Annotated in this window: 9 protein-coding genes; 2 read left to right on the top strand and 7 right to left on the bottom strand. The window is 34.6% G+C overall.

Annotated elements, in window-relative coordinates:
* Positions 1-62: 62 nt before the first annotated feature.
* Both NEF87_RS12165 and NEF87_RS12160 read left to right on the top strand, forming a co-directional pair.
* Entirely contained in the window at positions 63-1,997 is a 1,935-nt protein-coding gene (locus NEF87_RS12165; RefSeq protein ID WP_457920018.1) for a hypothetical protein, read from the top strand.
* Positions 1,990-3,624, top strand: a complete 1,635-nt coding sequence (locus NEF87_RS12160) for a hypothetical protein (protein WP_457920017.1) — start codon at positions 1,990-1,992, stop codon at positions 3,622-3,624. Before NEF87_RS12165 ends, NEF87_RS12160 begins: the two co-directional genes overlap by 8 nt.
* 37 nt (positions 3,625-3,661) lie before the next feature.
* On the opposite strand, the gene NEF87_RS12155 is transcribed toward NEF87_RS12160, so the two are convergent.
* The 7 genes from NEF87_RS12155 to gcvT all read right to left on the bottom strand — a co-directional run bounded on the left by NEF87_RS12155 (position 3,662) and on the right by gcvT (position 12,704).
* A complete protein-coding gene (locus tag NEF87_RS12155; RefSeq protein WP_457920016.1) occupies positions 3,662-4,795 on the bottom strand; it encodes a M42 family metallopeptidase in 1,134 nt (377 codons plus the stop codon).
* A 150-nt stretch (positions 4,796-4,945) separates the two neighbouring features.
* Positions 4,946-7,309 carry a trans-4-hydroxy-L-proline dehydratase gene (gene hypD, locus NEF87_RS12150; RefSeq protein WP_457920015.1) on the bottom strand — a complete coding sequence of 788 codons (2,364 nt, stop codon included), beginning with the start codon at positions 7,307-7,309 and terminating at the stop codon, positions 4,946-4,948.
* A gap of 6 nt (positions 7,310-7,315) precedes the next feature.
* Entirely contained in the window at positions 7,316-8,122 is an 807-nt protein-coding gene (locus NEF87_RS12145) for a glycyl-radical enzyme activating protein (protein ID WP_457920014.1), read from the bottom strand.
* A 96-nt stretch (positions 8,123-8,218) separates the two neighbouring features.
* Positions 8,219-9,652, bottom strand: coding sequence for an aminomethyl-transferring glycine dehydrogenase subunit GcvPB (gene gcvPB, locus NEF87_RS12140; protein ID WP_457920013.1), 1,434 nt, complete (start codon positions 9,650-9,652; stop codon positions 8,219-8,221).
* A gap of 14 nt (positions 9,653-9,666) precedes the next feature.
* On the bottom strand, positions 9,667-10,983 hold the full coding sequence (gcvPA, locus tag NEF87_RS12135; RefSeq protein ID WP_457920012.1) for an aminomethyl-transferring glycine dehydrogenase subunit GcvPA: 1,317 nt from the start codon (positions 10,981-10,983) through the stop codon (positions 9,667-9,669).
* Positions 10,984-11,078: 95 nt separating this feature from the next.
* Positions 11,079-11,456, bottom strand: coding sequence for a glycine cleavage system protein GcvH (gcvH, locus tag NEF87_RS12130; protein ID WP_371801625.1), 378 nt, complete (start codon positions 11,454-11,456; stop codon positions 11,079-11,081).
* Between the two features lie 108 nt (positions 11,457-11,564).
* The gene (gene gcvT / locus NEF87_RS12125) at positions 11,565-12,704 is read right to left on the bottom strand and encodes a glycine cleavage system aminomethyltransferase GcvT (protein WP_457920011.1); all 1,140 of its coding nucleotides are present in this window, start codon (positions 12,702-12,704) and stop codon (positions 11,565-11,567) included.
* Between the last annotated feature and the right edge of the window lie 105 nt (positions 12,705-12,809).

Genomic DNA, 12,809 nt, shown 5'->3' with positions numbered 1-12,809 from the left:
GTGAAAAATTCTTATTTGGAAACGACATTTGAATAAATAAGAACGATTTAAAGGATTAAAAAATGGGCATCACAATTATCTCAGAAAATAATTCACTCGAAAAAACCATAATTGATGGATTGAGACTTTTAGAGCAAAAAGGAGGTTTTATTCCAAGTAAGGGTAAGGTTTTAATTGTAGTTGATATGTTGATTCCACAACCTTTTCCTGTATCCTTCAATCCCGATTCTCTAGTTGTTCTAATAAATTTCTTAAAATCTCGAGGAATATCTGAAATCTATGTGCTTCCTGTTGTTTTCAATGGCTATAGTTCTGATGCTCTTCTCTCAAATTATGGGTTAAAAACTTGGATAAACCACCATAATGCAATTTTGGTTGATAGATCAGATGTTTTCGATCAAAAAATTTCCCAAAATCTTGATGGTGAGACAGATCCAACCCTTGAGCCAAGTGAGGTAATAAACGAACCAAATCTTTCTCTCTTTTCACAAATTGATTCAATTGTTCTTTTATCCCAGCTTAAGCAAGATCCTTTATTCGGATTTTGGGCATCTCTTCCTCTATTCTCGGTTTTTAGCAATTCAAATACAAGTAAATCCCCTGAGACTTATCAAGAATGGATTGATCGCCCCTCTCAAAGTTTATCTAAAGAAAAACCCTTACTTTTTATTAACGATGGATTTTCCATTATAGAACAGAATGGGCCATGTATAGGAAAGAGAATTAAAACAACACATTTACATCGGGTTTATTTTGGAAATGATTGTTTAACGTTGGATTGGGAAACATTAATTGATTTAGGGTTTGATCCTAAGCAAAATCCCTTCTTAAAACAAATAAATGAAGAAAAATTCGCATCTTCAGGAAATAATGTGGTAAAAACTCCTGAAAATATCGCAAAACTCGATATCAAGCCTATTCCAAAAGATTTAAACCTTTTTAAGCTTCCTGGACTTTCCCTTCATCTTGGAAATCTGAGTGTTGCCGATCATCACACACTCTACCTCCTACTCTTACGATTTCAAACAATTTTATTCAAAGATCTTTATAATGTTGGAGATTGGATCTTACTTGCAGGAGAAAATCCTCCAGAACCGAATTTTACGGGTAAAGAATATATTGTAGTATTTGGGAACTCTGCAATTCAATCGACTCAAGATTATGCATTTCGCTCAATTCTTAAAAGTTCTTTAAAAGAACCTCTTGAAATTCTTGGTTTTGAAACTGGAGTCACTCGAATTTTGGATGGGGATGAGTTAGAACGAGCAATTATTGGAAAACAGGCAAAATTAAGAAGAAAAAATGAATTATTTCAGTCCAAAATTGATCATCAAATATCAATGATTGAAGAAAAAGAGCAGACTCCTTCTCTAAAACTCCTAAAATTGAAAAAGAAAAAGAAGTTAGAAAAATCAACTATAAGTTTTCATTACAAATTAGAAAGGATCCGTCTCGATCTATCATATAAACACGAAAAGTTACGAATTCAAAACAAAGCACCTGATGTTGTTTTAAATTCTAAAGTAGTGGAACTTTCTAATTATCAACCAATAGGTTTACAGAATATGCTGACAATCGCAAATTTCATCCCTTCCAAGATGATCCCGACGCTTACTACATTTTTGGATAGTATGAAAACGGTCTATAATTTTATAGAATTTGATAAAAAGGAAAGAACGATTCAGCAAAAACAACAAAGATCTAAATTAAAGGCAAAAATCACCGAGATAAATCGTCCAATATTACCTCAGATTAAATCTGAGCTTAAACTTGCTAAACAAACATATAAAGAGCAAATTCAGAAGTACAAACAGAATCGAAAGAATGCATTGGAAGAACTGAAACCTAAGTTTCAACCTCAAATTGATAACCTGAAAATTGAAAAAAAAAACTACTCAAAACAAAAATCCCTAAGATCCGAATCAGTTCTTTTACCAGAATCAGTTTCTAAAGATACTCAAGAAGAAAAACCGGAAGGAGAAAAGTCAAATGAGTAAAATAGATTCGATAAAATCAAAAAATCTTCAAAAAAAAATACATGAGTACTTTGTTACTTGGCATAAGCATTTATCAACTGCACAAGAATATTCCAAGGTTCAAATTCTATCCAACATTGTGATAAAACTGCCATTTCTTGAATTAGAGACGAATTCGATCTTATTTCATAAATTATGGGCTGATTTCTATGCTCTCTTTTTGAACCAGAACCCAGTATCGATAGAATTTGTTGTGGATACAAATGGTGTCATTTTACGCGCATATCTTCATACAGTCAACCAATTTAATATGGTTAAAGAAATGGTAACTTTGGATGTTAAGGAGTTATCCTTGGAAGAAGATGCAATTTATCATCTTGAAACAACCTTTGAAAAATTAACACCTTTTATAAAAAAAAAATTTGGGAGCGATCTCGGAAATATTCATGTTATCTCTGAAACTCTTTTGGAAAAATTTGTTGAAAAATCCGGAAATAATGAAACATCTTCTCCAGCGTGCAGTATTTTTGCTTTGATGGGTTATTTTATAGATCGACTAATTGATGCACAAAGCCAAAATCAATTTTTATATTTTCCAAAATCTGTGGGACTAGATTTCTTAACCTCAAGTCATCAATTTTTTGGAAATTTTAAATATGAGTCATTCTATCGGTATATTGAAACTTTGGCACCGAATGAATCATTTTCTCTTACTTTCAAAGGATCAGACTATTATTTTGCTTTGAAATTAATTAAGCGGTATAGTCGCTTCATAATAACTCCATGTAAAATTCCAGAAACAATATTATCTTGTGAAGATTTTGTTGAAAGGGATGCAAAAATTATGAAATATTTAAAGAAATCCTACCATACTTCTTTTAATTTCATGTTTCAAGTCAAATCTATTGTCCAATATTTAGAAGATCTCTTTCAAACGCCCTTTCCTTCTACCAAAGATCGATGGAATTTGTTAGGAGAGAAAATGTTATCCTGTTACAAAAATTATGGGACAGATTGGAATTGCTATCCCAAACCTAAAATTTTGCGAGAACTTTTCCGATATTCAAAGTATGCTCGAAATTTGACTATTAATCCAAGAAAAATTGCCTTTTGGGCAATTCCATCATTACTAAATAATGCAATGATTCACCAAATAGGTTCTGAGGGGAAAATCCTCCTTATTTTAGGGAATAATGTACAAAACTTAGCCAAATTTTCCTCGAGATTTGATCTTTCAGAGTTTTCATTGGTTTTATTGAGATTTTCACAAGGTGTTTTAGAAGAAGTAACCAAAATCGATTCGAATTCTCTAACTCTTGAAAGCTTGGATACTTCTCATTCTTCTGAAGAACAATCTTACTTACCTCAAATCAAAAACTTGTTAAGTAAAAAATATGGTTTTATTTCTTCAATAGTCTGTTTTTCAGATACTTTGACAAAATCTTTCGTAAGGAACATGATTTTTGACCTTCATTCCGCTAAGTTTTTCTCAACCCGATTCATTTTGAATTTTTTACGTGATTTAAAAAATTCCAAATATTGTATGATTTATCCTCAAAATCGGTTGTATAAGTATCTACTTTCGACCCCTAATTTGAAATTGATTAAAATTTTGTCTCAAATATCGACAGATCAAAATGAATTTTGAAAAAAGGGAAAAATAAAGAAAGAAATCTCATGATTTCTTATAAAGTGGTAAAACTAGCAACAGTTTTTTCATCCAATTTTTTAATTAACTCGATTAATAGTTGAATGGCGCCTTCAACATCATCTAAATCTAACATTGCATGATGGGAATGCACATAACGGGTTGGAATACCGAAAAATAACGATGGTGCTCCAATTCCAGAAAGATGTATCTGTCCTGCATCAGTTCCCCCTCTATTTAAAAATCCTGTTTGACAAGGAATACCCTTTTCTTCTGCAAGTTCCATAACAAACCTTCGGAAAACTGGATTTGCAATCATAGAACTATCATAAACTCCTACAGCAACGCCTTTCCCCATTTTTTGTTCAATAGACTTTGCTCCTGGTCCTCCTCCGCAAATAGTTACATCAAGTGAAAATCCAATATCTGGTTGAATTAATTGTGCAGCTGTTCGAGCTCCTCTACATCCCACTTCTTCTTGGGTTGTGGATGCGGCATAAACAATATTGGGATGGGAAATGTGATCATCAGACAATCGTCGCATTACTTCAAGTGCCATAAACACACCTATCCGATCGTCAAATGCTTTTGCTACTGCCAAACGTGCTTCCTTTATCTCTGGTTCTTCATCAGGTTTGGCATCTTTTTTCTTTTCCTTTCGTTTTCGGGTTAAAGATCGATATACTGCGTAAGGAACGGCAGGATCTCCAACTCGAATTCCCAATTCCTTCACTTCTTCATCAGTAGCGCATCCAATATCAACAAAAAGATCACTCAATTTAGGAATTTTGTCTTTATGTGGCCCAGCTAAAGAACCATTGGTGGTGATTCCAATGATTTTTTCCCCCCCTTTGAATGGTCGGATAAGAATTTCATGACCAATCAAGTTTCCTGGAAAAATACCTCCCAGATTGGAGATTTTTAGAAATCCATTTTTTTCAATACTTTGAACAAGATAGCCAATTTCATCAGCATGTCCAGCAAGCATGATTTTAGGACCCGAAGTTCCGCGTTTGAAAATAACTGATCCAGTTTTATCAAATAAAACTTCATCCGCTAGGGGCTTACCGTAGTTTAAAACCATTTTTTGAACTTCACGTTCGTGACCGGAAGGGCCAAATGCATTACATAATTTTTCTAAATATGCAAGATCTAATTTGTTTTCTGCCATAATTGATTCCTCAGAGAATTAATATTATTTTAAAAAAATATTCGAAAAAATGAATATTTTCGGAATGTTAATATTACTAAAAGCGGAAAGTTTTTGAATGTAACTTTTTAAATGGGAGGGAAATGGGAAAAAGATGATCTTGATTATATTTTAGAATTCTTTATGTTCTGTTCGTTTAATTATTTCTTCTTGTAAATCTGAACCAAGATTAACGAAGTAATCGCTGTAACCAGCGACTCGAACTATTAAATTTCGAAAATCTTGAGGATTTTTTTGAGCAGCGCGAAGAGTTTCAGCAGAAACCACATTGAATTGAATGTGATGCCCATCCATTTTGAAGTAGCTTCGTACTAAATGTGCAACTTTTTTGATGCCACTTTCATCTTTCATTAGGCTTGGCGTGAATTTTTGATTCAGTAAGGTTCCACCTGTTCTAAGATGATCAATTTTACCTGCAGACTTTAAGACAGCTGTTGGTCCTTTGATATCAGTTCCCTGCACGGGAGAAATTCCTTCTGAAAGTGGCCTGCTTGCGAATCTCCCATCTGGAGTCGCTCCTATAACTGAGCCAAAATAAACATGAACAGTTGTGGGGAGCAAATTAATACGATGAACACCCCCTTTTGAATTCGGTCTCCCATTTATGGAATTATATACGATTTCAAAAACATCATGAAGAATATCATCTGCATATTCATCATCTTGCCCATATTTTGGAGTATTTAGAAGAAAATCTTGCTGCAATTTTTCATTCTGTACAAAATTAGAATCCAAAATACTAATCATTTCTTCTATTGAAAGTGTCTGCTTATCAAAAATATGATGTTTGATTGAAGCAAGTGAATCTGTTATGGACCCCATACCAACAATTTGAATATAGGATGTATTGTAATGGGCACCACCCGCATTATAATCCTTTCCGGTTTTTATACAATCATCAACGAATATAGACATAAAGACTGCTGGAAGATTTTGAGCCCATAATTGTTCAATCACCATATTGCCTTTGATTTTTATATCCACAAAATGTTTCACCTGCTTCTCAAAAGCTTTCATAAATATGTCAAATGTAGAAAAATCTTGAGGATTTCCGGTTTGAATTCCAATTTGTTTTCCCGTACGTGGATCAGTCCCATTATGCAATGTTATTTCTAAAATTTTAACAAGGTTGAAATATCCTGTTAGAATATAAGCCTCCTTACCAAAAGCACCAATTTCAACACATCCACTTGCTCCACCATTTCTAGCATCGATTATGTCTTTTCCTTGCCGTGTTAATTCTTGGATTATTGCATCCGTATTAAATATCGAAGGTTGTCCAAATCCCGTTTTCAAGATTTCTAAAGTTCGATTGAGAAAACGATTTGGTGTCTTTTTACTAATCTGCACATTTGAGCTCGGTTGGAGCAAACGCATCTCTTCAATTACATCTAAAATCATATAAGAGAGTTCATTTACTCCATCTGAACCATCCTCCTTAAGTCCCCCCACATTAATGTTGCAAAAATCTGTATATGTGTTAGATTCTTCAGCGGTAACTCCCACCTTTGGGGGTGCTGGTTGGTTATTAAACTTCACCCAGAAAGCTTGGAGTAATTCCTTTGCAAACTCTTTTGTAAGGGTACCCTTTGAGATTTCCATCCGATAAAATGGAATGAGGTGTTGATCTAATCTTCCTGGATTGAATGAATCCCAAGTACTTAATTCAGTTATAACACCTAAATGAACAAACCAATAATGTTGTAAGGCTTCCCACATGGTCCTTGGTGCATGAGCTGGAACATAATCACAAGTTGCGGCAATTTTTAAAAGTTCAGATTTTCGAGTGGGATTTACTTCTGTGTTAGCTAATGATCGAGCTAGATCTGAATGGCGTTTGGCATAAATTATAATTGCATCTGCAGCAATATTCATTGCTTGTAATTGTTCTCGCTTTGCAAAGGCTTCGGCATCATTAAAGAAATCTAAATTTGCTATACTCTCCTTGATATCCTCTTTGAAATCCAAAAATCCTTTGGTAAATAATTGTTTCCCTGCGACTGTATGGCCTGGAGCCCTCTGTTCCATAAATTCTGTAAAAACTCCTGCATCATAAGCTTCAATCCATTCAGGATCCACCTGTGCAAAAATTTTATCACGAATTGATCGATTTTTCCAAAAGGGGAGTACGGTCGATGTAGTTAATTTCTTATCTTCATCTGTCACCTTGAAAGATATTTTCTCCCGATTATTTAAAATTTCCAAATCTTGAAGAGTATGGCAACAAATTTCAGGATAAGTCGATGTTGCTTTTGGGCTGGGCCCTCGTTCTCCTACTATTAATTCCCCTGGATTAATACAAATTGTCTTATTTTGCATAAGATATTTAAAAGATTCTGCTCTTGCCATAGGAGGGCTTAATTTGTGTCCTGCTCCAGATTTATAAAATTCTGTCATCAATTTTGCTCGTTCAAGAGATAATGTTGGGATAGCGGTACGACTTTGAGTTCTCAATGCTTGAATTCGTTGATTCATATAATTTTAACCTCCAATTTTAACAGGAATATTTAGGGTCTCAAATTTTCTTTTTAATTCTTCCATTCTATCAAGTGATGGTTCAAAAAAATTTTCCATTTTATATGGAAGGTTTAGACGTTGATATTTATTTTTACCTATTTTATGAAAGGGCAAGAGATCAATGCTCCCGATATTATTTAATCGTGAGATAAAGTTTATCATTTGGTGAATTTCATCTTCTGTATCATTAAGAGTGGGAATTATTGGAATTCTTATCCAAACTGCCTTGTTCATGGCCGAAAGGTTGGACAAATTTTCGAGTATCAATTTGTTTGATACACCAGTATATTTTTTATGCTTCGGTTCATCAACAAATTTGAGATCGTATAAAACCAAATCAACTAATGGAATAATTTCTTTGAGTTTTGACCAAGAAAGATAACCTGCGGTGTCAAGAGCTGTGTGAATTTCATTTTCTTTGCACAATTGAAGACAAGATTTCAGAAATTCATGTTGAGATAGAGGATCCCCCCCTGAAAAGGTAACTCCTCCATCCGATTCATCGTAAAATAATACGTCTTTCTTAATTTCATCAATTAAATCAAGAGATCTAATCTTTTTTCCAATCTGCTCGTAAGAATTATCGTTATGAAGAGAGTCAATAGGATTTTTTAAGATATGTTCTATTTCATGTTTCTGACTTTCGGGATTGTGGCACCATTCACATTTTAAAGGACATCCTTTGAAAAATACTGTTGTTCTTATTCCTGGGCCATCATGGATAGCAAATTTCTTGATATCGAATACTATCCCGGAAGTATCACTCTTCAAAGTTATCAATAAAATGATTAATTCATGCTTAAAAAAAAGTGTGATTTTAGAGTAAAACTATCAATATAAATTAGGAAAAAAAGAAAAGAAAAAGTGTTAATCTTTTAGATGGGGTTTTCGAGCAGCTAACGTAGCATCCAATCTCCCAACATCCAAATTATGTGGGCCCGATTTGAGATGCTCTGGATTATTTATAGTTTCTTCATATATTTCGAGCATGGCTTCAATGAATCGGTCTAATTCACGTTTATTTTCCGTTTCTGTAGGTTCTACCATCAATGCTTCATGAACTATCAATGGAAAATAAGAAGTGGGAGCATATAATTTACGATCTAAAAGTGCCTTAGCAACATCTTCGGCATTTACACCATTTGGAAGATGGGCATCTATTACAAATTCATGCATACAAATTCGGTCATAAGGTACGGCATATTTCTCATGGAGTGAAACTCTGAGGTAGTTTGCATTTAAAACTGCATTTTGACCCGCCCGTCTTAATCCTTCTGCCCCTAATGCTAAAATATAGGTATAAGCCCTCACCAAAACACCAAAATTTCCCCAAAAACTTCGTAAACGCCCAATCGTAGTTTCCTCATTGTCCATGCAAGCTAACCCTTTTTCAGTAGAGATCACTTGTGGACATGGGAGATAAGGAATTAAATCTGCTTTTACTCCAACTGGTCCAGCTCCGGGGCCACCGCCGCCATGAGGTGTGGAAAAGGTTTTATGTAGGTTCAAATGGATGATATCAAATCCCATATCTCCTGGGCGGCACATTCCAAGAATTGGGTTTAAATTTGCGCCATCATAATAGCAAAGCCCTCCATATTTATGCACAATCTCCGTAATTTGAAGAATATTTCTATCAAACATCCCTACAGTGTTAGGATTTGTAAGCATCAAGCCCGCCACATCCCCTTCCTGCATCGCAAATTCCAGTTGATCCAAAGGAAGTTCACCATTTTCATCAGATTTAATTTCAATGATGTCAAAACCTGCCATTACTGAACTTGCAGGGTTAGTTCCATGAGCGCTGTCAGGTACAATGATTTTTGTTTTCTTTTCGCCCCTTACTTCAAAATATTTTTTGAAAATGAGGATTCCTGTGAGTTCTCCTTGTGCACCTGCAGCAGGATTCAAAGTAAATGCATCCATACCACAAATTTCGCAAAGATCCTTTCCTAAATTATAGATCAACTCAATTGCCCCTTCATTCTCTTCTTGGAGGGGATGAATATTTGCAAAGTGAGGTAAACGAGCCGTTTTTTCATTTATCCGTGGATTATATTTCATAGTACAGGAACCTAAAGGATAGATGCCTGAATCCACTGCATAATTTTTTTGACTTAAATTTGTAAAATGGCGAACAATTTCAAATTCAGGGATATCTGGAATATTTATTTCATCAGTCCGTAAGTTATCTGAAGTGAGTAATTCTGTTAATGGAATTTCGTCGATATCCATTTGAGGTACGAAGTTATTTTTTGTGGTTTCATACCCCTTTTCAAAAATGAGTTGAATTTTATTCATAATAATCACCTTTCTTAAAGGGCTGCCTCCTTAGCAACCCGTAGGAAGAGTTCAATATCTTCTTTTGAATTTTGTTCAGTAACACATACTAAAACTTCTGAAGATCGTTCTGGAAAATAATGAGAAAGAGGTAATGGAGGTAATATATCATTTTCTTTACATTTTCCTATGAACTTATCTACATTAGGGCATTCAATGACAAATTCATTGTACGTAGCCCGTGATTCCTTAAGGTTGTATCCTGGAATTTTTGCCATTTCCCGCTTTACATAATTTGCTTTTTGAATATTTTGGGTTCCAACTTGCTTCAACCCTGTTTTTCCTAAACAAACCATGTATACTAGGCAAGCCAGCATACACAACGATTGATTGGAACAAATATTGGAAAGTGCTTTTTCTCGCCGGATATGCTGTTCTCTTGCTTGTAGGGTGAGAACAAATCCTTCTCCTTCTCCATTAATTTCTTTTGTGACACCAATAACACGACCGGGCATTTTTCGCATCAATTTTGAAGTTGTAGCAAAGATTCCAAGATTTGGTCCTCCAAAAGATGGTGGAAGACCCATCCCTTCTGATACAAAAATATCAATATCATAATCTCCAGGTGCTTTCAATATACCTAAACAAGTTGGATCTGGCATTCCATAAACAATCTTACATTTTTTTGCTTTTTCCCGAACAATTTTTGTTAAATAAGAAATATCTTCGATTTCTCCATAAAAATTAGGGCTCTGAAAGAGAAATCCTGCACAATCATCATTGAGAGATTCTTCCAATTTGGTTAAGGGTACTATTTCAGTCTGAATATTTCGACCCCAGCAATAAGTATTCACCGTTTCAATGTATTCTGGATGCATTCCTTCAAGCATTAAAATTCTAGATTTGCGTGTCGCAAAAGTACACATGGTTGCTGCTTCTGCAAAAGCACTTGCAACATCATACATTGATGCATTGGTCACATCCATTTTAGTTAGGCGGGTTATTGCGGATTGGTATTCATAAATCGCTTGGAGAAATCCTTGTGATGCTTCTGCTTGATAGGGGGTGTAAGCGGTAAAAAATTCGCTTCTACTTATGACATAATCCACTAAACTTGGGATAAAATGATAATAAGATCCTGCTCCAATAAAGGCGGTTCGATATAAGTGGTTCTTTTTTGATAAAACAGTCATTCTTTTTAATAGATCTGCTTCAGATAAACCTTCGGGTAAATTTAATTTCTCTAAAAGTAAACTTTTAGGAATGTCTTCGTACAATTCTTCCATACTTGATACGCCAATTTTGGCTAGCATGGTTTCCATTGTTTTTTTATCATGGGGAACGTAATCCAATTTTTTGGCCTCTTTCTCAATTTAGAATGGACATCACGTATTTAAGAAAAATGGTGGAAAGAAAAAAAAGAATTCAAATTTGAATTATTTAAGTTTTAAAGTGTACCTTTATAGGCAGCTGCATCTAAAAGCTTGTCTAATTCACCAGCATCAGCAATTTTGCATTTGTAAAGGAAACCTTCACCATAACAATCTGAGTTGACTTTTTCTGGTTCATCATCAAGATCTTCATTCACTTCGATGACTTCTCCAGAAATTGGTGCTTTGATTTCACCAACAGCTTTAGCAGATTCTAAATTGCAAATTCCTTCTCCGGCAGTTGCATTATCTCCGACTTCAGGTAATTCAGCAAATACTATTTCACCTAATTGGTCTTGAGCGTGGTCTGAAATTCCGACAATGGCGATATCGCCTTCAACTTTCACCCATTCGTGGGTTTCAGCATATTTTAAATCTTCTGGGATGTTAACCATGTAATTCACCTAGTTTTTTATTACAAAAAAAAAAAGTTAAGTATTAAATTTTCAAATTAAAGATCATTTATATCTTTTAGATATTAAGATGATCGGTATTGATCATGTTTATTCTTGTTTCCAAAATGGAGTTGTAACAACTACCACTTTTTTCCGTTTGGATCGAATTTCTACTTCTAATTCTGTTCCAACTTTAGAATATTCTTTTTTAATTAATGCAAGGGCAATCGTTTTGCCAACACTTGGTCCATAAGCCCCAGATGTGATAAAACCGATTTCATTTGAACCTGCAAAAATCTTATATCCATCCCGCAAAATACCTTTACCAACTAAATTTAACCCTACACTTATTCGTGCAGTTCCTTCACTTTTTTGTTTCAATAACACCTCTTCACCAATAAAATGAGCGTCCTCCTTCGGTTTAACAACCCAACCAAGATTAGCTTCAATAGAAGTGATATTTCGATTGATATCATTGCCATAAAGTGCAAAACAACATTCCAATCGTAATGAATCGCGCGCTCCTAAACCTATAGGTTTTGCTCCCATATCTAGGAATGTTTGGTATAGGAGTTCAGCAAATTTAGCATCACAAGATATTTCGTAGGAGGCAATTGCTTCCTCACCAGTTTTATTATTATCTACTCCAGTATATCCTGTTCGTGAACAAAATATTGGGATATCTCCCTCGGATGTTTTAAGATTGGCATAGGTCCATCTAAAACGTTTCATAGGATATAAATCTACATCGGTCAATGGATTTAATAGTTTTATTGTTTCTTTCCCTTGAACGGCAAATCTTGCTCGTTTAAGAGATAAATCTTCCAAAGATACTTTGAAGTTCTCAATATGTTCAGTTAACCAATTGAAATCTTTTCCTTCGGTTTCATATGTTTGAGCATTGGCAATGATTCGGAATTTTTCTGCAGATTCTCGGTAGATGTATAAATCGTCGACAACGCCTCCCTCTGGATAGCACATATGTTGGTATTGTGCTTGATTATCAACAATATTTATACTATTTGACATCATATGTTTTAGATATGGAATGCAATCTGGACCTTCAAGCATGAATTCGGTCATGTGGCAAATATCAAAGATTCCACAATGTTCACGAGTCCATAAGTGTTCATCACTGACACTTGTTCCATCAAATTTAACTGGCATATACCAGTTTTCAAAATCAACCATCTTTCCCCCTAGTTTTTCATGCATGGCTGAAAGAGGTGTTTTTCGTGGGTCACTCATTATTATCACGTATCATTAATGTAAATCGGAAGATTTTTGGTAGAAATGGTTTCGTGATTTGAAAAGATCCAATCCATATAAATGATGGGGATATGTTGATTTAAA

It is taken from the genome of Candidatus Lokiarchaeum ossiferum, from assembly GCA_025839675.1.
In the GTDB taxonomy this organism is placed as follows: Archaea; Asgardarchaeota; Lokiarchaeia; order Sigyniarchaeales; family Promethearchaeaceae; genus Lokiarchaeum; species Lokiarchaeum ossiferum.
Note: the sequence above shows the minus strand (reverse complement) of the source record. Positions and strands in the feature narration are given on the sequence as shown.